Source organism: Vibrio sp. nBUS_14 (assembly GCF_051201655.1).
Lineage (GTDB): Bacteria > Pseudomonadota > Gammaproteobacteria > Enterobacterales > Vibrionaceae > Vibrio.
Window position 1 is genome coordinate 2,637,533 of the sequence record NZ_CP179206.1, and the last position, 20,414, is coordinate 2,657,946.

A 20,414-nucleotide genomic window follows, 5' to 3' on the forward strand; every position below is an offset into this window, starting at 1 on the left:
TTGTTTATTCGGCAGTCTAGTGAGACAGTTATGCTATTTCGTCTTTACTCAGTCCTGTGACTTCTGCAACGGATTGCTGATCCATTCCATTGAGCATCATTTTTCGAGCCATCTCTTTTAGAGTTTCTTGACGCCCTTCTTGGCGTCCACGCTGAATGCCCCTTTGTTCGCCCTGTTGGCGTAATTGCTCTGCAATCGTCATAAGTGTGTCCTCGTGTTTCGGTACTGATGAGGCCAGTGACATGATTAACGCCTCTATATCGTCTGTTTCACTAAGGCTAGCGCATTTTAATCGCAGACTCTAAAAGCACTGAGCGGTATTCATCGTTCAGGGCTGCATTCTTTTTCTTCCGAGCCATGCTTATCTTCTTCGTCGTATCGAACTTAAATAAGTTAAGAGCTATCTTTCTTAGTGCATTGAAAGCTAAGGCTCCATTTCCTTTCCGAATACGGCACTCATCTTCTCTGAAAGTCATATCTAGCATCCAATGCATACTCTCTACTTGCCAGTGTCCTCGCACGGCTTTGAGTGCTTGCTCTGCATCTAAATCTAATGAACTGATATACCAACGAGTCTCTTTGCTCACCTTTCCTGTCATTGAATGTTCCACCTCAGAAGTAATTTTAATAATGCTTCTTAGACCATCCCATTGATAGGGTTTACTCAGCCACCCTATATCGACGAGAAGCTGTTCACAATGTCGTGTTTCTATCCGACCATGTCCTTCATCTATATCGGTGTGCTGAGCATAATTTTTCTCTGTAAATTTCTCTCTGCATGCCTTATGCCACCAAGCCTCTAGCTCTGCTTGCATACTTGAGTGGTTGCCTTTTGAAGCCAAGACATAATCGGCCTTACTTTGAACGATCTGCTTAGCTATCTTGCGCTGACAGCCCATAGCATCGAGCGTGATAATACAGTTCTCAATATCAAGTAAGGCCAACAATTTAGGAATGGCGGTAATTTCATTACTCTTATCATCAACCGCTGCTTGGCCTAGAACAAGCTGATTAGAGCAACTCTATGCACTCACTGAATGAAGAGGGTTTGTCCGCTCTCGGGTATCAAAAGAGTGACGAGCCGTTTTACCATCCACTGCGATGATATCGGTACCTGTTGTTTGAACTAAAGTTTTCATCCAAGATTGAAATGCTTGCTCAATCTCATCCGCTTTCAATTTGGTTATGACTCGTGCAATCGTATCGTGACGAGGTATCCCATGAACAAATGGGCGGTACTTACGCAGCCAACCTAAGCAGTTATGACCAAAATCTTCGATATCTTCCCACCCCTCAGCTCCTGACATGACAGCACTAATAGCGAGTAAGAGAATATCTAAGAGTTGGTGCTTTTTGCACCTTTCAATACGAGGGTCGGCGATGTTTTCGAAGTGTTCTAGAAACGAGTCAGACATAGCAAATGTTATATATGGATGATAATTACCAGATCTGATCCGCTAAATCAGAAAAAGTTCAAATTTATAATGATCTTGCCGTATCTGTTTCACCTACTCGAAGTAGATAACTCATCAATGACTGTACTTGCTTCTCTGTAGTGTCATCGGTCAATAGCAGTGTGACCAGAGGCTGAATGAAATCCATGATATCTCGATGCCGATCGTGCTTTTGTACGAGCTCAAGCAAGGCAATACGACGATGCTGCATTATCTCATCGTCAGGTATAACGGTAACATCGACCAAAGGAAAATCCTGAGTATAAAGTGCTTTAGCCTGGTCAGGGTTAGTAAAACCTTTCAACCAATTCATTTCATAGGGATAAGGTGAGACTTTGCCATGGTAAAGCTGCAGTGGTATTACCAAAGGTAAATGTTCGTGGCCAGCATCGATATGCTGCTGCATAGCGGCGATAGCATATCTCATCAAGCGAAAGGCCATATTTTTATCTGGTCGGCTTTGGTGTTCGATTAACGCGAATACGTACCCTTTCCCCTGAGAGGTTTTGAGAGAATAGAGCACATCCGAATAGTAAGGACGTAAGTTTTCTTCGATAAAACTGCCAGACTCGAGCTTGAGTGTCGTTAAATCACAGATTTCGCGCAGCTCAACGGGTAGATGAATATCCAGTAAATCTTTAGCGGTTTCTGGGTGAGTCATAAACTGCTTAAAGAGCGCATCGTGTGGGGTTGGGGTTGTCTTTTTCATGTCATAATCTTAACACTGAATGAGGCTAAACCTTATCACAGTAAGGCTACAGTGACCGCATTCTAGCTTAACACCGTGACATTCCGCTTGCTCACCCTTCGACTGTCTACGCCAGCTACGGGATTGCGCCGAGCGGTTGGAATCAATCATTCAATATGTTTTAGATCATTTGTTCTAAGCGATTTATGCCCCAAAGCAATTTAGATTGTTTACTCCACTCAAGTATCTGTTCCAAATAAGCCCTAATTTTTCTTATGTTTGGTTCATGGCAAGGATCATTGGTTTTCCTTATAGTTTTCAATAAAGATTTTATTTAGTGGGCTTACAGTACCCGCAAAATGTTCGCCAATAACATGGGTATAGATTTGTGTCGTCGCTACATCTGAATGTCCTAATAGCTCTTGGACTGTACGAATATCTTGCCCCGAGCGCAGCAGTTCGGTAGCGAAGCTATGACGGAAGGTATGGCATGTTATTCGTTTATTAAAGATTTTAGCCTGTTGCACCGCTCGTTTGAGAGCCTTTCTTGGTGCAGAATCGTGTAAATGATGCCGACAAAGCTGATTAGTCAGTGGGTGCCGACAGATGCTTAAAGAAGGAAAGATAAACATCCAAGCAATTTGTTTAAAAGCGTTCGGGTACTTTTTACCAAGGGCGTGTGGAAGCGAGGGACCGATGCCTTGTTTGATATCTTCTTCTTGTATTTTTGACGCTTTCTGAATTTGCAATTGAAGAGAACCAATTAACGTTGGGCTAAGTAAAGTTACGCGATCTTTTTTTCCTTTCCCATCTCGCACGGTTAAAGATAGGTTTTGTAAATCAAGATCTTGAACTCTAATTCTCAAACACTCATTAACTCTAAGTCCAGAACCATACAACAGAGAAAAAATGATGTGATTAACACCAGAAAGGTGTGACAGTATCAGTTGGACTTCATTTGGCGTAAGTACGCTCGGAACCTTGCGCTGCTTTTTAGCATAAGAAAAACCTAGATCACCAAGCGGTCTTTGTAAAAACTGGTTGTAAAGGAAAGCAATCGCATTAAGCGCGACTTTTTGAGTGTTGATAGCGACGTGTTGTTCATTAGCAAGATAAGACAGATAGGCTGTTACCTCAGTCGTTCCCATATCTTGAGGATGCTTAAGCTTATTAAAGCGAATGAAGTATTTTATCCAGTATATATAGGCCTTTTCTGTTTTGAGACTATAGCCTCGCATTCGCATGTGTCTACGGATTTCTTCAATGAATTTGCTTGCCATTTCCACCTCCCAAAACTGTTTTTTTATACAGTTTATTGGTGTTAGAAGGAGTTTGAGTATGAAAAACGGCTTGTTTTATCAGGAGTAGTGGCTCATTTTGTCGGCAGAGCAATTAGTAAGTCGTTGTTAATAGGTAAGTTGAAGCAAGAACTCCCCAAGATAACATGCCACGTAAAAAGTGATAACAGGCCGGCTCGTTTTTATGTGAAGGTAAAATAATAAAATTTATGTATATTATTTATTTTTTAATGGTTTCTGTTAGATTGATTGTAAGTTAGGTTGGAGGGAAAACGAGCCGGCCTGTTATTAAGAATGTTAGCTCTTTTTCTAGTTCAGTTGTTTATAAGGATATAAGTTGGAAGTTTGGATAAGACGATACATTGGTATCATATCAATTAGTGGCTCAGCTCTTGGGATCTCCGCAATCGCCGGATACTTTTCTCTAGACCTAGAGCTAAGTCAATGGCTAGTGCTTTTTGCAGTATGCATTTTCTTTATTTGGTCAGCTTATATAGGTCTCAGAATCATTGAGGGGACCAGAGAGACATCTATGCTTCTACAAGCATTGACAGTCCAGTTTTTACAGGTGCCAATCATCTCATTCCCAGCCTTCACTTATCAGTTAGCTAGTGGTTTCCATCTAGACTTTATTTACAGTACTTACGAAGGGCTCAAACTTTCAATCAAGCTTGGTTCAGTATCAAAGTTTGGGTTCTTAGAAGGTGGTGAGTTAGTGGTAGTTGGTATCAATATTGTGGCTCTGGTGACTATGACTCTAATTACAAAATGCCTGTTTCCTTCTCCGAAAACAAAGGCTGTTGAGCTAACAAGAACCTAAAGCTGGACGCTCAAACCTCCCGCAGTTTTTTCAACCGACCTATGTGATTCAGGTAGTTAATTTATATATAATTAAGCGCCGCTTAGGTTGGCGTTAGGCGAATAAAGGAATGCAAGATATCGACTTAATACAAGCAGATTCTAGGGATTTATCGGATCCTATGGCTGATAAGTTGGAGCAACAAGGTCCGAAGGCTACGTTTAAATGGCTGACTGAATTACTTGATAAGCAACGGCCAGCTCTTAAATCATCTAATTCAAAACTTGTTGCTTACACGGGCTGCCCTGAAGCTATCGATTGGCTTGATTCTAATGTTTCTTCACCAGTAACAACTGACTGGGGTGAAGGTGCTGCTTTATTGGGTGCGCCCTGGGGAAAAATTAAGGAATGGCTGAGCTCTGACAAGAACCATAAAATTATGGCGCTTGATACGTTATACGCTTACAGGCTACCAGCACCAAATATGGCTCCGTTCGCCCAAATAGCTGCTCCTGTACTCTTAGATGCACCATCACTTCAAGAACTAGAGTCAACTCTAAATGCTGTTATGGAGGATGGTGGCAACCCAAGGATGCGCCAGACAATAGATAAAATTATGGGTCATGTAACTGAGATTCTAAGTCAAAGAGAGAGAGGTGTGTCTGTACAAGATCTACCAAGATTATTCCTAGATCCAGAATCATTTCAAAAGTCATCTGAAATTCTAAAACGCCATGATAAGGTTATTTCAGGTATTCGGAAGTCCATTAATAAAATTATTAAAGGTGTACGGCCATAATTCGTCGCCTAACAAGCGCATGTTGTCGGACTGGTTTTCCGCTGCGCTCCAAACCAGCCGAAAATGCGGGCGTTATCCCTATTTTTCATAATACTTACCAGCCAAAATAGAGCAGAGTGCGTAACTCGCTTTTGTCCAAAAGCGAGTTACGGAGGCTCTTATACGAGTGTTATACCGATGGTCAAGGAAAATCATATATGCCTAGCGAGTAGTGAGCTGTGCGAGCGTCAGGAGTGGCTTTATTATTTTACTTTACCATCATTCCCCTAAATACCCTTTTAGCAGGGTGATGGTTTCACGCAGTGAGGCCATCGCCTTACAAAGCCTTCTGGAAAGAAATTTTATAGAGCAGTCGTTTTTAATTTGCTACTATTTTTGTAAAGAATAATGGAGGTAATTTTGAACAGAATTCATCCATTAAAGCACTAGGTTTACAAATCTTTCTATTTTCGTAAAGGAAAGTCTAGATAGAAAGGCCTTGTGAGCCCTTGTATACTTGGAAACTCACTCACTCACTAAGTAAGATTATTTTTTAGTGAATATAATGACTGTTCAAAGAGAAGACGGACGTCTAGGCTCATAAGCTGTTAGCCCTAAGCGAAAGAAGCTAACAGGCCTATTGGCTAAAAATTGCCGCGTTTTTATAGCGGTATAAAATAGAATTACAAAAACGTATACATAGTTAAAGCTAGGAGCAAATCATGTCAAACGGTCGTATTTTACACACCATGCTACGCGTTGGTGATCTAGACAAGTCTATCGAGTTCTACACTAATGTAATGGGCATGCAGCTATTACGTAAGAACGAAAACAAAGAGTACGAATACACACTGGCTTTCGTTGGCTTTGGTGACGAATCTCAAGGTGCAGTGATTGAGCTGACTTACAACTGGGGGACGACTGAATATGACCTTGGTTCAGCTTTTGGTCACGTTGCTATCGGTGTTGATGACATCTACACAACGTGTGATGCGATTAAAGCAGCAGGCGGTAATGTGACACGTGAAGCTGGCCCAGTAAAAGGCGGCTCTACACACATCGCATTCGTTAAAGATCCTGATGGCTACATGATTGAGCTTATTCAGAACAAACAAGCAAGTGCTGGTCTAGAAGGTTAATTCCTAACAAACCGCTATGAAACTTGGCTTTAAAAATAGAGCCAAGACTAATACAAAAAGAAGCGAGCACTATGCTCGCTTCTTTTTTATGTTTCCACGCATGAATAATACCCTTCACCAATTATTATTAACAATCTCACCAATGAAACTTTACATGATAATGATTATCATTTAAATTAACCACCTATTTATTAGTGAGGTAATACAATGATTAGCGAATGGGAAAAACACACGTTACTTGCCGATACTGCATTGCAGCTCGACGATCCTGTACGAAGTATTCTTCACTATCAGCAAGCGTTAAACTTAAGCGATGAAATTACTGAACGCACCGATATTCAGGCTGATGAGCGTTTACTGATTTCGGTTATCTCTTGCCACAATCTCGCACAGTTTTGGCGATGGGCTGGTGATACAGACTACGAACTTAAGTACCTTCAGCTTGCTTCAGAAAAAGTACTGACACTGATTCCGCAGTGCCCGAATACACAGTGCTCCAGCTTTATAGACTCTATTGGTTGCTGCAAGAAAGCGCTTATCGATTTCATGAAACGCCATCCAAACCCTAAAATTGCCTCTATGGTGGAAAAAATCGATACTGCGACCAACTGTGAAATGATTGCTCGCTTTCGCCTGAACTAAACCAGTTACGCTTAGATAGCAGACCCAAATTTGAAACACAAAAAACCCGTCATTTCGACGGGCTTTTTGATTGGAACTTTCGACTTAATTCAGGCTAAACCTGCGTTCTACCCAATGAGATAACCACACGTCGGTTTTGATCTTTACCGATTGGCGAATTGTTGTCAGCAATTGGACGACGCTTACCATAACCTTGCACTTGAATGCGGTCTTCCGGTAAACCAAGTGACTTGAAGTATTCTCTTAGCGACTCTGCTCTTCGCTCTGAAAGATTCTGGCTAATGCCTTTGCTGTCAGCAGAATCGGTATATGTAGCCACCAGCACCAGATCAATGTCTTGGTTATAGCGAACATAATCAGCAATCTGGCTCAACCTTTTACGTGACGACTTATTCAGCTGATCGCTGTTACGATCGTAGTGCAAGATAGTGAAAGAGATGTCTTCGAAGCTGTAGGGCAGCAAGTTTGCAACACAGTCACTGAACACGTTGTATTTTTCTTGGAATAACACCGACGACAGCGACACTTCGATACGCTGATCTCGGCTCTGCCACTCTTGGTAACTGAATGTCGGGTAGCGCCCTTTCTCTAACTCACTCAAGATCCCCCAAGCCGTTTGACCGCCAACGTAACCATCAAATTGTTGGAAGAACTTAATGGTAGTCATGCGATCGGCACTTTCGCCCGGACGCCAAGGTGGTGGCATCGAGATCAAGCTGACATTACGTGTCTCACCCATTGGGCGGCGCATTTTAAGCTCAAAGTCCAAAATGATTTTTTTACTCGCGCGAGATGAGAACTCAGCATCACCAAAATTGGGGATTGGATGCACTAAGCGACATTCTAGTGGCGTATTAGCCACCATCTCCCACGTCGACTGTTGAGGAGATGCTCCATAGCGCTTTTCTTGTGCCATTACCGATAACGACATAAGAAGCGAAAATAGCATTGAACCTGTTATGAGTTGTTTCTTCATAAAGTGGAGTATCTCTTAAGCAATTCGTTTAACAATGCAGCCAATTGCCGCATATTTCTCTCGCGTTTAAATATGCAATTATTAGGCCGAAATGGGTCGGCTAATTTATGATTTATTGTCCTTCCCTAGTTTTTATCACTGCTATTATCTGCAATAATACAGCCTTAATCACACTTATTTGGGCTAACATGACTGTAGAAAACGAAGCTCTGATCCTAAAAAAACGCTTTCGCGGCTATTTTCCAGTGGTCATCGACGTGGAAACCGCAGGGTTTAACGCAGAAGCCGATGCATTATTAGAAATCTGTGCCATTACATTAAAAATGGATGAGAACGGAGATCTGCAACCTGCATCAACGCTTCATTTTCACATTGAGCCTTTTGAAGGCGCAAATATAGAGCAGGCAGCATTAGACTTTAACGGAATTAAAGACCCATTTAGCCCATTACGTGGTGCTGTGTCGGAACAAGAAGCCCTTAAAGAAATCTACAAGCTAGTGAGAAAAGAACAAAAAGCTTCAGATTGCAGTCGCGCAATCATGGTCGCTCACAATGCTACGTTCGATTTAAACTTCGTTAATGCAGCAAGTGAGCGTTGTAAGCTTAAACGCGTTCCTTTCCATCCATTTGCAACTTTTGATACAGCTGCCCTGAGTGGCCTTGCCTACGGCCAAACCGTTTTGGCTAAAGCTTGCCGCACTGCTGGGATGGAATTTGACAACAAAGAAGCACACTCTGCTTTGTATGATACGCAAAAAACGACAGAGTTATTTTGCGGCATAGTAAACAAATGGAAAGCCCTTGGTGGTTGGCCTCTTGTTGACGAAGAATAAAAAATAGAGTCGGTAAACGTTCGTTCGTATTGCCTTCATAAAAAACACAACATCCCGAGAAAAATATGAATCCTGTTGTAATTTCAGTTTGCATTATGCTTGTTTTAGCTTTGATGCGCGTAAACGTTGTCGTTGCTCTTACGTTCAGCGCAATTATCGGTGGCGTAGCCTCTGGTATGAGTGTGAACGACGCAGTAGCGGCTTTCGAAAGTGGATTAGGTGGTGGTGCAACTATCGCACTTAGCTACGCAATGCTTGGTACCTTTGCTGTTGCTATCTCTCGTTCTGGTATCACAGATCTCCTTGCTCAAAGCGTAATTAAACGTATTCACGGCAAAGAGAACAGTGCAGCATCTAACGGTCTAAAATACGGCATCCTTGCGTCTTTGATCTTAGTGACCATGTCTTCGCAAAACGTGATTCCTGTACATATCGCCTTCATCCCAATTTTAATCCCACCTCTATTAGGCGTATTCGCAAAAATGAACCTAGACCGTCGTCTGGTTGCTTGTGTACTTACTTTTGGTCTGATTACACCGTATATGGTTTTACCTATCGGTTTCGGGGGCATCTTCCTAAACAACATTCTGCTTAAAAACCTTCACGACAACGGTCTTGAAAACGTAGTAGCAAGCCAAGTACCAATGGCGATGTTGTTACCGGCTGCAGGCATGATCTTTGGCCTTCTTACGGCAGTATTCTTTACTTACCGTAAGCCGCGCCAATACAAAGAAACGTCTCATACTGTTGTTTCAACCGAAGTGAAAGAGATCAACAAGAAGCACATCCTAGTGGCTGCTGCTGGTATTGTTGCTGCGCTAACGGTTCAACTATCGACAGGTTCTATGATCATCGGTGCTTTGGCTGGTTTCATGGTATTCACCTTCGGTGGTGTAATCGCTTGGAAAGAGACACACGATGTCTTCACTAAGGGCGTTCACATGATGGCAATGATCGGTTTTATCATGATTGCAGCGGCAGGTTTTGCAGCGGTAATGAAGCAAACCGGTGGCGTTGAGTCTCTGGTTGAAGCGCTTTCAACAAGCATCGGTGACAACAAGCCTCTAGCAGCACTGCTTATGCTCATCGTTGGTCTATTGGTAACAATGGGTATCGGCTCTTCGTTCTCTACGATCCCTATCCTTGCGACTATCTACGTTCCTCTAGCTGCAGCATTTGGTTTCTCACCAATGGCAACCATCGCTCTAGTAGGTACAGCTGCAGCGCTTGGTGATGCGGGTTCTCCGGCTTCTGACTCAACATTAGGCCCAACATCGGGTCTTAATGCTGATGGCCAACACGAGCACGTATGGGAAACCGTAGTACCAACGTTCCTGCACTACAACATCCCACTGATCATATTCGGTTGGATTGCTGCGATGGTTCTATAATTCGATTCTTTAGTTAAGAATCGATACGCAGCATAATTGTAAGCTAAAAGCTAAGAAAGATATTAAAAAGACCGCCTCGTGCGGTCTTTTTTGTTCCTAGAATTCACTCTCCTTTCTTACCCTCTCACTCCCAATGAATCAGTTACATCAAACAAAAAAGCTTACTCTTATGAGTAAGCCTTAGGCATCATTTGCGTTAATACAGACAGCTCTCGCTGAATTATGCTGCGGGAGCGTTATTAACAAGCACTTCACGAATAGACTTAAGCGTCGCTTCCGTTGAATGGTAATCCAATTCTACTGCCGTAAAAATACCATTTACTTCAAGCATTAACGTCGGGTAAGAGTGCACACCGATCGCTTCTTTAAAGCCTAATTGGTCATCTAATTCGCTTTCCAATAACTTGCTAGAAAGGTCATTTTCAAACTGTTGTACATTCATGCCTAACTCTTGAGCGAGCTGCAGATGCGTTTCTTGGCTATGTGGCAACATCGCACGAAGATAGTACGCGTGTTGAATTGCCTCAAGCATCGCTTCGTAGTGGTCTTGAAAACCAGCAGCGATCACAGCGCGACATGCCGGGTAAGTACTGCGAACAGGTTGACACTCTGTCCAAAATTCATGGTTGAACTCAGTACCAAGCTTTGCTTCGATCTGCTTCCAGATAGCTTGCAGCTTGCCTTTCATCTCTTCTGACATTGGCTCATCAGAATCTGGGGCCAAACCGCCAACGACATAATTAAATTCAATACTCGCGGGGAGCTGCTGTTTTAAGAGTCCTAATGTTGGCTTATAACCCCAGCACCAACTGCACATTGGGTCATGCACATAATGAAGTTTTACGTCCATTGTTCATTCCTTATCGGGTCTTTCGAACCCGTAAAACAAAAAAGGAGCCTCATTAAGGCCCCTTCCATTTAATATTTAAGCGCAAAGGCTTAAAGCTTACTCAGCGTCGTCGCCAGCTACTTTAGCAGCTGCTTCTTTAACGATTGGCTGAAGCTCACCTTTTTGGAACATCTCAAGAATGATGTCACAACCACCGATTAGCTCACCGTCAACCCATAGTTGTGGGAACGTTGGCCATTGTGCGTAAGCTGGAAGCTCTGCACGGATGTCAGGATTTTGTAGAATATCTACGTAAGCAAATTTTTCGCCACACGCCATTAGTGCTTGAGATGCTTGAGAAGAAAAACCACAGCTTGGCAGCTTAGGAGAACCTTTCATGTAAAGTAGAATGGTGTTTTCTTCAATTTGCTGTTTGATTTTATCGATAGTTTCCATTGCTTCCTCGTTAATGGATTACGGCTTTTATTGCCTTTATTCTACCCCAAACCAAAAGAATAAAAACCATATAAAAAAAGCGGCTTAAGAGCTAAGCTAACAATTCACATAAAAGTGATGAAATAAGCTTTTAATAAAGTAAAAACTTGCTAAACTATATCGCAAGTCAGAAAATTGACCGTGGTTGGCCTCATAGCGAATCATGAATAATAATATCACTGGAAGCAATCGAAAGAGTTAACTCTTTCATATCAATGGAGAATTGAGCAATGGCATTTGAACTACCGGCTCTTCCTTACGCGAAAGACGCGCTAGAACCACACATCTCAGCAGAAACGCTAGATTTCCACCACGGTAAGCACCACAACACTTACGTTGTTAAGCTAAACGGTCTTATCCCAGGTACTGAGTTTGAAGGCAAAACACTAGAAGAGATCGTTAAGACTTCTACTGGTGGTGTTTTCAATAACGCTGCTCAAATCTGGAACCACACGTTCTACTGGCACTGTCTTGCTCCTAAAGCAGGCGGCGAACCAACTGGCGCTGTTGCAGAAGCTATCAACGCTGCATTCGGTTCTTTCGAAGAATTCAAAGCGAAATTCACTGATTCAGCAATCAACAACTTCGGTTCTTCTTGGACTTGGTTAGTTAAGAAAGCTGACGGTTCTCTAGACATCGTTAACACTTCTAACGCTGCTACTCCTCTAACAGAAGAAGGTGTTACTCCACTTCTAACTGTTGACCTATGGGAACACGCTTACTACATCGATTTCCGCAATGTTCGCCCTGACTACATGGCTGCATTCTGGAACCTAGTAAACTGGTCTTTCGTAGAAGAAAACCTAGCTAAGTAATTATTACTTATGCTGCGCTATTTATAGCGAGTTATCTACTGAAAGCTCATGCCTCGGCGTGAGCTTTTTTATATCTATCGCCTCCCAGATAAAAATTAGCATCAATCAGCAGGCCGTAGTTTCTGCCTATCCCTTCCTTTCATATTAGCCCTGCATAAATTCGTTATTTGCCTGTAATTAAACACTAAAGTTTGCCGACCCCATGCCGTTAAAGGTGTATCGAATGAGAGGCAACATGCAAATACATACTTTAGACAAAGCAGGAATCATCAACGAACTGAAGTTCGGCATCGGGATCAGCCAAGCGGTTGAGCAAGGTCGCCGTGCAGATTTCGCGTTGCTGCTGTCCATGTTTTCTAATGATGTACGCGATTGCACACCTATCGACACCATTGAAGTTAGCGAGACAAATGAAGAGCGTTTGCGTAAGCAATTCGGTGTAGCAGAACCACAACCTTTGCGCTCAGACCAATCGTCTTATGAAATTTCGGCCCAACAGTCGGCTCAGTTTCATCAGGCAAGCCTTGCCAGCGCAAAGCTAAGCCATTACTTGAAACCTGAAGCGCTTGCTTTTATGCCTGAAGATACGCATGACTTTCCCGAAGAGGTTTATCAAAACCTTTCTGGTCATGACCGACGTAAATTGGCGAATAAACACTTACCTGATTTACCTCATGCCACACTCTACAACGAATTATCGACTGCTCAGCGCCAATATCAGATTCAAGCTCAGGTGTAGTTACCAGCTTCCCCTTTCTGACTTTCTCTTAAGGCCCCATCTTGTGTGCAGCTAAGGATTTATTGATACGTGTGATATGAACCACTAGCCTTAGGCATCTATAATTTTCAGTTTGTCGATTACCTCTTGAAGTTACTACAAAATGTGACGTGCCACCAAGATTATAAAAACTTATTAATTGGCATACCTTAGTTTGAACCAATTCACACCCATTGTATGAAATTTGACCCATCTTTATTCGACATGGACGATTTGTTTAGGTACTGGGATGGAAATAAAAAGCTCAATCATATTGGTGACATCTGCCGGCTCGCGACTGGGAGGGACGATTGCGAATCACTTTGTTAACCTTGGAGCGACCGTTATTCTTTGTGATAACGACCCAGATGCCCTTCAGGCAAACTATGAACAATGTGCTCGTTTTTCCGAATCTGTATACAGCTACACACTCAAAGGTAACGACAATCAAGATATCTTGAGCATGTTTGATTTCATTCAAACCACCTTCAACACCACACCCGATGTATTGGTCAATAACTGGATCAGTTCACCAATGCCGAGTTTAATTGGTGCTCAACCTGTCAGCAGTTTTATCAACGACTTATCATCGATGGCATCAACCCTTTTTGCATTTGGGCAAATCAGTGCTGAAAGGTTACGAGAAGAAGATAAAGAAGGCGTCATCGTAAATGTGATATCCCATGATGATTTTAATGATGTATCCGGTCTAGAGAGCGCAAACTCGATGATCACCGGCTTTACCCACAGTTGGGCTAAGGAACTGACTCCATTTGGTATTCGAGTTGGTGGTGTTGTCCCTGCGATTCACAATTCAGATGGCAAACTTAACCGATGCCACTGGGCGCAGCTACAAGACGAGTTGACCAGAACAACCGAATACATCGTTTCTAATGATTACTTTAGTGGGCGTGTAGTTGCCGCAGAAGTTTAGAGAATCCCTTTGACAACAATTGACCATGGCGAGTTTTGGCACTCTGGTTCCTCCTCATCAAGAAAACGTTGAACAGTAACATTTACCTTCGACACCTCGCGATATCCGTCCAACTGCAAACATAAAAAAAGCCCCGGTCTCGACTGGGGCTTTGTACTTTTGTCGATTAGATAAGGTTCGTGCTAGCGAAAACTTATCTCAAACTGATACTTACTTATTATGCGTTAGCTTTTTCTTTTTTAGCTTTCGGTGCTTTCGCATCAGCTGGCTTTTGGTCAGCTTTCTTAAGGATAACTGTAGTACCTTCGAAAGTTTCACCTTCAACGTAAGGAGTACCGAAGTACGACGTTGTTAGAACTTCTTTTAGCTCAGTGATTAGAGGGTAACGTGGGTTAGCACCTGTGCACTGGTCATCGAACGCTTCAACCGCTAGCTCGTCTAGTTTCGCAACGAAATCAGACTCGTTAACACCCGCAGCTTGGATAGATAGTGGGATGTCTAGGTCAACTTTAAGCTCTTCTAACCAAGTAAGTAGACGTTCAATCTTCTGAGCAGTACGGTCACCAACTTGGCTTAGGCCTAGGTGGTCAGCAACTTCAGCGTAACGACGACGTGCTTGTGGACGGTCGTACTGAGAGAATGCAGTTTGCTTAGTTGGGTTATCGTTCGCGTTGTAACGTACAACGTTTGAGATAAGCAGTGCGTTAGCAAGGCCGTGTGGTAGGTGGAACTCTGCACCAATTTTGTGAGCCATTGAGTGACACACACCTAGGAATGCGTTCGCAAATGCTACACCAGCGATAGTTGCTGCGTTGTGTACTTTCTCACGAGCGATTGGGTCTGCTGCACCGTTTTTGTAGCTTGATGGTAGGTACTCTTTGAGCATCTTAAGAGCTTGTAGAGCTTGGCCATCTGAGTATTCGTTCGCTAGAACAGATACGTAAGCTTCAAGAGCGTGAGTTACGGCATCGTAACCACCGAACGCTGTTAGAGACTTAGGCATGTTCATTACTAGGTTCGCATCAACGATAGCCATGTTTGGCGTGATTTCGTAGTCAGCTAGTGGGTACTTAGCACCAGTCTTGTCGTCTGTAACAACAGCGAATGGAGTAACCTCTGAACCTGTACCTGACGTTGTAGTAATACATACAAGCTCAGCTTTTTGACCCATTTTAGGGAACTTGTAGATACGTTTACGGATATCCATAAAGCGCATTGCTAGTTCTTCGAAATGAGTATCTGGGTGCTCGTACATAACCCACATGATCTTAGCAGCATCCATTGGAGAACCGCCACCTAGAGCAAGGATTACATCAGGTTGGAAGCTCTTCATTGCTTCAGCGCCTTTCTCAACAACAGATAGTGTTGGATCCGCTTCTACATCGAAGAATGTTTGAACTTCAATACCTTGTGCTTTAAGCAGGCTAACTACGTCATCAGCGTAACCGTTGTTGAATAGGAAACGGTCAGTTACTAGGAATGCGCGTTTCTTACCTTCTAGGTCGCCAAGAGCGATTGGAAGGCTACCACGACGGAAGTAGATAGACTTAGGTAGTTTGTGCCACAACATATTTTCAGCTCGCTTCGCTACAGTTTTCTTGTTGATAAGGTGCTTAGGACCTACGTTCTCAGAGATAGAGTTACCACCCCAAGAGCCACAACCAAGAGTTAGAGACGGTGCAACGTTGAAGTTGTACAGGTCACCAATACCACCGTGAGTAGTAGGGATGTTGATTAGGATACGAGCCGTTTTCATCTTGTCACCGAAGTAAAGGATGCGGTCTGCGTTGATATCTTGGTTAGTGTAAAGACCAGACGTGTGACCGATACCACCAATTTCAACCATTGTTACTGCTTGAGCTACTGCGTTCTCGAAAGAAGAAGCACGGAACATACCGAGAGTTGGAGACAGTTTCTCATGAGCGAATTCGTCGTCGTAAGATACTCCGCCAAGGCCTTCACCAACAAGAATCTTAGTATCAGCTGGAACTTGAACACCCGCCATTTCAGCGATTGCAGTTGCAGGTTGACCAACGATTTTTGCGTTTAGGTTGCCGTCGATAAGTAGAACTTTACGAACTTTATCAGCATCAGCTTTGCTTAGTACGTGACCTTTGTGAGATGCGAAACGCTCTTTCACTTCGTCGTATACTTCGTCCATTACGATTACAGCTTGCTCAGAAGCACATACTACGCCGTTATCGAATGTTTTAGACATAAGAATAGATGCTACAGCACGTTTAACGTCTGCTGTGTCATCGATAACTACAGGAACGTTACCAGCACCAACACCGATAGCAGGCTTACCTGAAGAGTATGCTGCTTTAACCATACCTGGACCACCAGTCGCTAGGATAAGCGCGATACCGTCATGCTTCATAAGCGCGTTAGAAAGCTCTACAGATGGTTGGTCGATCCAACCGATGATGTCTTTTGGTGCGCCCGCTTTAACAGCCGCGTCTAAAACAAGTTTAGCAGCGTCGTTAGTTGAGTTCTTTGCACGTGGGTGTGGCGAGAAGATGATGCCGTTACGTGTCTTAAGAGATATTAGAGATTTAAAGATTGCTGTAGAAGTTGGGTTCGTTGTTGGAACGATACCACAAATGATACCGACAGGCTCAGCGATAGTCATCGTGCCTAGGTTGTCATCTTCTTCTAAGATGCCACATGTTTTTTCGTCTTTGTATTTGTTGTAGATAAATTCAGATGCAAAGTGGTTTTTGATAACCTTATCTTCAACAATACCCATTCCAGATTCAGCAACTGCTTGTTGTGCTAGTGGGATACGAGCATGGTTAGCCGCAAGAGATGCTGCACGGAAGATTGCATCAACTTTCTCTTGAGAGAATGTTGAGAACTCTTCTTGTGCTGCTTTAACGCGTGCTACCAGAGCATCTAGTTCAGCTAAGTTAGTTACAGGCATGGTGGATCTCCTAAAATAATAAATATTAAAAACTTTTTATTAAATTCGCTGCTTGCCTTTAACCTTAAACATCAGCGTTCTTAGTAAATTGCTTTCAGAACTGAGTATATTATTTCACAGTGTGAAAGAAATTGACCCAGATCAGTTACCCAAAAAGAATTAACCAGAAAGTAGTAAGGCAATCGCAAAAATAAATTTAAGGTCATGATTTATATAGATTAAAATCGCAAATTTCGCTCATGCAAAGAAATAGAAAAACAGACAGCTTTTTTACACATAGCGCTACAAAATGTAAAAAATTTTCATTTTCAGTCCGTTAAATTACATGTATACAGCTATATTCGTGCTACTGAGAGTATATCCATACCGTTGCGGCGGGCTAGATTTAGAAATCATTTTTATTGAAAGCGTGCGTAGGTTAACATTTGGTCAAAAGATAATTACAACATGAAACACGAACCGTCGGCTCGTAACATGACGAAAATCAGCATTTGGATTCGATTATTTTTTCTATAAAAAAGACCTTATTTCAGGTTAGTTTTTTTCATTCGTGAAATTTAAATTTGTCACTTACATTACGCGCTCTGATTATAGACAGATCACCCCCTCTTCCTTAAGTACGCTATTTGGAGATCACCCACATGCAAGGTTTAGAAATCGCAATTTTTATGCAATTCTTCCTTGGGCTTGTTGCTGCCGTAAACCCTATCGGCATCATGCCTGTTTTTGTTTCTCTTACGGCTCATATGCCGCCAGAAGAGAGGAACAGGACCGCATTACAAGCCAACATTGCTGTGGCCGTTATATTGATTGTATCTTTAGTTGCAGGACAATTGCTTCTCGACATGTTTAGCATTTCGCTAGATTCATTTCGTGTAGCCGGTGGATTGCTATTACTGAGCATCGCGTTTTCGATGATGAGCGGTAAACTCGGTGAAGATAAGCAGAACAAGCAAGAGAAATCTGAGTACGTCAGTAAAGAACAAATCGGTGTGGTTCCTTTGGCGATGCCATTAATGGCAGGCCCGGGTGCCATTAGTTCAACGATTGTCTACGGCTCTCGTTATCCAGCCGCAATCGATACGGTAGGCATCGGCATTAGTATCATCGCTTTCGCTACCTGTTCTTGGCTTTTGTTCCGTTCGGCGCCGGTTATCGTGCGCTTTCTAGGTCAAACCGGTATCAACGTTATCACGCGTATAATGGGTTTGATTCTTGGCGCGCTGGGCATCGAGTTCATCGCCAACGGCTTACGTAACCTATTCCCAGGATTAGCATAGCGCTAAACAGGGTTCTAGCGATTCAAAGCCAGCCTGCATGACATTATCGACGAGGCTAGTAAAGCAATTAGGCTTTCACTCGCCTCGTTATTATGAAGCTTGTATAATGACTGTTAATACATTTAACAGAAGATGAATCTCTCCTTATGTCAGGCAAGCCACTTAAGCATCACTTGTACGTCATTATCTTTGGTACCCATACTCCAGCTGGTCGTGCATTTGATATATCACTGATCGTTGCAATCTTGGCTTCGCTGTTGGTACTGATTCTAGAGTCCATCCCAAATGTCATGACCGAATGGTCACAACAGCTGCGTTATATCGAATACACTTTTACAGCCCTCTTTACTCTTGAGTATTTGTTGAGACTCTATTGCTCTCCAAAACCAAAATCCTACGCCACCAGCTTTTACGGTGTTGTTGATCTATTAGCGATTCTTCCGACCTACCTTGCGATCATCTTCCCTGGCGCTTCATTTATGGGCGTGGTGAGACTGCTGCGTGTCATGCGTATCTTCCGCATCCTAAAATTGGTTCGCTACTTACAAGATTCCAATATTTTGCTGCGTTCGCTATTAATGGCAAGACGTAAGATCCTCATCTTCTTCAGCACTGTCGGTATCTTGGTTGTTATCTTCGGCGCTCTGATCTTTGTTATTGAAGGGCCAGAAAACGGCTTCACTAGTATTCCCCACAGTATTTATTGGGCAATAGTAACTATCACGACAGTTGGCTACGGTGACATGATCCCTCAGACCTCGTTAGGTAAAGCGATCGCTTCGCTTACCATGTTGTTGGGTTACTCCATCTTAGCGGTGCCGACAGGGATTATTACCGCAGAGTTGAGCAATGAGATGAACTCTCACAAAGAGTTGGTTAAGTGCCCTAACTGCAACCGCGCAGGCCATGATTCGGACGCAATGTATTGCAAACATTGTGCAAGTGAATTGGCCGATCCAGATAAACGAGTCGTGACTGAAGAGAAATAAAAGCAGATGCGGGATTCGAGTAGCGAGATGCGAAGAGGTTTAAAGGCAGTTTCGAGAGCCGAATCACCAGATATCAATAAACTAAAAAGGGTTGACGTTTATCGTCAACCCTTTTCGGTTTATCAGCTAATAGAATTTAAGCAATCTTGCCGCCTACGCTTTCTCAGCTAAGATAATGCGTAATGTACGACGTAGTGGCTCTGCAGCACCCCAAAGTAATTGGTCACCAACAGTAAACGCGTTTAGGAAGTCGTTACCCATAGACATCTTACGTAGACGACCTACTGGTACAGACATCGTGCCTGTTACCTTCGCTGGTGTCAGCTCTTGAGCAGTCATGTCACGGTCATTAGGAACCACTTTAACCCAATCATTGTGAGTCGCGATGATCTCTTCGATTTCGTCCATTGGAACGTCTTGCTTAAGCTTAATCGTTAATGCTTGAGCGTGACAACGCATTGCACCGATTCGAACACAAGTACCATCGATAGGAATTGGCTGACCATCTAGGCCGAGAATCTTATTCGCTTCAACGCCCGCTTTCCACTCTTCTTTGCTTTGACCGTTTTCACGCTTCACATCAATCCAAGGAATCAATGAGCCAGCAAGAGGAGCTCCGAATTGGTCTGTTGGGAATGAAGAAGAACGGATCGTGTCAGCAACTTTCTTATCAATATCAAGAATAGAGCTTGCTGGGTTCGCTAGCTCTGAGCTAACGCTGTCGTTGATAACACCCATTTGAGAGATCAGTTCACGCATGTTCTTAGCACCAGCACCAGAGGCTGCTTGATAAGTCATGGCACTCATCCACTCAATCATGCCTTTTTTATATAGGCCACCCAATGCCATTAACATCAAGCTCACCGTACAGTTACCACCAACGAAAGTATTGGTGCCACCGTGGACCCCTTGCTGGATTTGAGCCAAGTTAACCGGATCTAATGTGATGATGGAGTCTGCATCCATTCTTAGCGTAGAAGCTGCATCAATCCAGTAACCTTTCCAACCTGCTTGACGCAGTGCTGGATAAACTTTTGAAGTGTAATCGCCACCTTGACAGGTAATAACGGCATCAAGTTGTTTTAGGCTATCAATATCAAAGGCATCTTGAAGCAGACCCGCCTCTTTGCCACCTAAAACAGGGGCAGGGATACCAATTTGAGATGTGCTGTAATAAACAGGCTCAATCAGGTCGAAGTCTTTTTCTTCAACCATACGTTGCAATAGTACAGAACCCACCATACCGCGCCAACCAACTAGACCTACTCTCATCTCTCACTCTCCATGTATAAATTAAAAATTGCTCTCCCCCATCTATAAGTTTTTCAGAAACAGAACTCAAGTGCTTTTTAGCAAAAAGTGTAACTTTTTCGTTTCTTTTAAGTGAACGCGAT

Annotated in this window: 18 protein-coding genes and 2 pseudogenes; 11 read left to right on the forward strand and 9 right to left on the reverse strand. The window is 43.0% G+C overall.

The annotated features are described in order from the left end of the window. Nucleotides 1–28 precede the first annotated feature (28 nt). The 4 genes and pseudogenes from ACMAZD_RS12390 to ACMAZD_RS12405 form a co-directional block, all read right to left on the reverse strand. A complete protein-coding gene (locus ACMAZD_RS12390; protein ID WP_435247454.1) occupies nucleotides 29–244 on the reverse strand; it encodes a hypothetical protein in 216 nt (71 codons plus the stop codon). A 34-nt stretch (nucleotides 245–278) separates the two neighbouring features. Continuing rightward, nucleotides 279–1,415 (reverse strand): annotated as a pseudogene (locus ACMAZD_RS12395) (ISAs1 family transposase). A gap of 67 nt (nucleotides 1,416–1,482) precedes the next feature. Beyond that, nucleotides 1,483–2,163: pseudogene (locus ACMAZD_RS12400) on the reverse strand (Rpn family recombination-promoting nuclease/putative transposase); the annotation flags it as partial. 275 nt (nucleotides 2,164–2,438) lie between these two features. Then, nucleotides 2,439–3,422 carry an integron integrase gene (locus ACMAZD_RS12405; RefSeq protein ID WP_435247455.1) on the reverse strand — a complete coding sequence of 328 codons (984 nt, stop codon included), beginning with the start codon at nucleotides 3,420–3,422 and terminating at the stop codon, nucleotides 2,439–2,441. A gap of 550 nt (nucleotides 3,423–3,972) precedes the next feature. Here ACMAZD_RS12405 and ACMAZD_RS12410 point away from each other — a divergent pair. From ACMAZD_RS12410 to ACMAZD_RS12425, 4 genes are all read left to right on the forward strand, one after another. Continuing rightward, nucleotides 3,973–4,260 carry a hypothetical protein gene (locus ACMAZD_RS12410; protein ID WP_435247456.1) on the forward strand — a complete coding sequence of 96 codons (288 nt, stop codon included), beginning with the start codon at nucleotides 3,973–3,975 and terminating at the stop codon, nucleotides 4,258–4,260. Between the two features lie 109 nt (nucleotides 4,261–4,369). Then, complete coding sequence (locus ACMAZD_RS12415) at nucleotides 4,370–5,038, forward strand: hypothetical protein (RefSeq protein WP_435247457.1); 669 nt, start codon at nucleotides 4,370–4,372, stop codon at nucleotides 5,036–5,038. Between the two features lie 701 nt (nucleotides 5,039–5,739). Further along, complete coding sequence (gene gloA, locus ACMAZD_RS12420) at nucleotides 5,740–6,156, forward strand: lactoylglutathione lyase (protein ID WP_004734046.1); 417 nt, start codon at nucleotides 5,740–5,742, stop codon at nucleotides 6,154–6,156. A 207-nt stretch (nucleotides 6,157–6,363) separates the two neighbouring features. Then, nucleotides 6,364–6,798, forward strand: a complete 435-nt coding sequence (locus tag ACMAZD_RS12425; protein WP_435247458.1) for a DUF2753 domain-containing protein — start codon at nucleotides 6,364–6,366, stop codon at nucleotides 6,796–6,798. 94 nt (nucleotides 6,799–6,892) lie between these two features. Here the strand turns inward: ACMAZD_RS12425 and motY are convergent, their stop codons facing one another. Next, nucleotides 6,893–7,774 carry a flagellar protein MotY gene (motY, locus tag ACMAZD_RS12430; protein ID WP_435247459.1) on the reverse strand — a complete coding sequence of 294 codons (882 nt, stop codon included), beginning with the start codon at nucleotides 7,772–7,774 and terminating at the stop codon, nucleotides 6,893–6,895. Between the two features lie 188 nt (nucleotides 7,775–7,962). Here motY and rnt point away from each other — a divergent pair, with 188 nt between their 5' ends. Further along, nucleotides 7,963–8,607 (forward strand): ribonuclease T, encoded by a 645-nt coding sequence (gene rnt / locus ACMAZD_RS12435; RefSeq protein ID WP_435249370.1) that lies wholly within the window; start codon nucleotides 7,963–7,965, stop codon nucleotides 8,605–8,607. A gap of 65 nt (nucleotides 8,608–8,672) precedes the next feature. After that, a complete protein-coding gene (locus tag ACMAZD_RS12440; RefSeq protein WP_435247460.1) occupies nucleotides 8,673–9,998 on the forward strand; it encodes a Na+/H+ antiporter family protein in 1,326 nt (441 codons plus the stop codon). 220 nt (nucleotides 9,999–10,218) lie between these two features. Here ACMAZD_RS12440 and ACMAZD_RS12445 read toward each other — a convergent pair whose 3' ends face one another. Both ACMAZD_RS12445 and ACMAZD_RS12450 read right to left on the reverse strand, forming a co-directional pair. Next, the gene (locus ACMAZD_RS12445) at nucleotides 10,219–10,848 is read right to left on the reverse strand and encodes a DsbA family protein (RefSeq protein WP_435247461.1); all 630 of its coding nucleotides are present in this window, start codon (nucleotides 10,846–10,848) and stop codon (nucleotides 10,219–10,221) included. A 96-nt stretch (nucleotides 10,849–10,944) separates the two neighbouring features. Further along, nucleotides 10,945–11,283, reverse strand: coding sequence for a Grx4 family monothiol glutaredoxin (locus tag ACMAZD_RS12450; protein ID WP_017076187.1), 339 nt, complete (start codon nucleotides 11,281–11,283; stop codon nucleotides 10,945–10,947). Between the two features lie 269 nt (nucleotides 11,284–11,552). On the opposite strand from ACMAZD_RS12450, the gene sodB reads away from it, so the two are divergent. The 3 genes from sodB to ACMAZD_RS12465 all read left to right on the forward strand — a co-directional run bounded on the left by sodB (nucleotide 11,553) and on the right by ACMAZD_RS12465 (nucleotide 13,828). Continuing rightward, complete coding sequence (sodB, locus tag ACMAZD_RS12455) at nucleotides 11,553–12,137, forward strand: superoxide dismutase [Fe] (RefSeq protein ID WP_004734050.1); 585 nt, start codon at nucleotides 11,553–11,555, stop codon at nucleotides 12,135–12,137. Nucleotides 12,138–12,372: 235 nt separating this feature from the next. After that, nucleotides 12,373–12,876, forward strand: a complete 504-nt coding sequence (locus ACMAZD_RS12460) for a VC2046/SO_2500 family protein (protein WP_435247462.1) — start codon at nucleotides 12,373–12,375, stop codon at nucleotides 12,874–12,876. A 268-nt stretch (nucleotides 12,877–13,144) separates the two neighbouring features. Continuing rightward, on the forward strand, nucleotides 13,145–13,828 hold the full coding sequence (locus ACMAZD_RS12465) for an SDR family oxidoreductase (RefSeq protein WP_435247463.1): 684 nt from the start codon (nucleotides 13,145–13,147) through the stop codon (nucleotides 13,826–13,828). A gap of 217 nt (nucleotides 13,829–14,045) precedes the next feature. On the opposite strand, the gene adhE is transcribed toward ACMAZD_RS12465, so the two are convergent. Then, nucleotides 14,046–16,751, reverse strand: a complete 2,706-nt coding sequence (gene adhE / locus ACMAZD_RS12470) for a bifunctional acetaldehyde-CoA/alcohol dehydrogenase (RefSeq protein WP_435247464.1) — start codon at nucleotides 16,749–16,751, stop codon at nucleotides 14,046–14,048. Nucleotides 16,752–17,392: 641 nt separating this feature from the next. On the opposite strand from adhE, the gene ACMAZD_RS12475 reads away from it, so the two are divergent. Then, nucleotides 17,393–18,031: a YchE family NAAT transporter gene (locus ACMAZD_RS12475; protein WP_017105553.1), complete on the forward strand. Its 639-nt coding sequence runs from the start codon at nucleotides 17,393–17,395 to the stop codon at nucleotides 18,029–18,031. A gap of 146 nt (nucleotides 18,032–18,177) precedes the next feature. Beyond that, nucleotides 18,178–19,020 (forward strand): ion transporter, encoded by an 843-nt coding sequence (locus ACMAZD_RS12480; protein ID WP_435247465.1) that lies wholly within the window; start codon nucleotides 18,178–18,180, stop codon nucleotides 19,018–19,020. A 153-nt stretch (nucleotides 19,021–19,173) separates the two neighbouring features. On the opposite strand, the gene asd is transcribed toward ACMAZD_RS12480, so the two are convergent. After that, nucleotides 19,174–20,292: an aspartate-semialdehyde dehydrogenase gene (gene asd / locus ACMAZD_RS12485; RefSeq protein WP_435247466.1), complete on the reverse strand. Its 1,119-nt coding sequence runs from the start codon at nucleotides 20,290–20,292 to the stop codon at nucleotides 19,174–19,176. Between the last annotated feature and the right edge of the window lie 122 nt (nucleotides 20,293–20,414).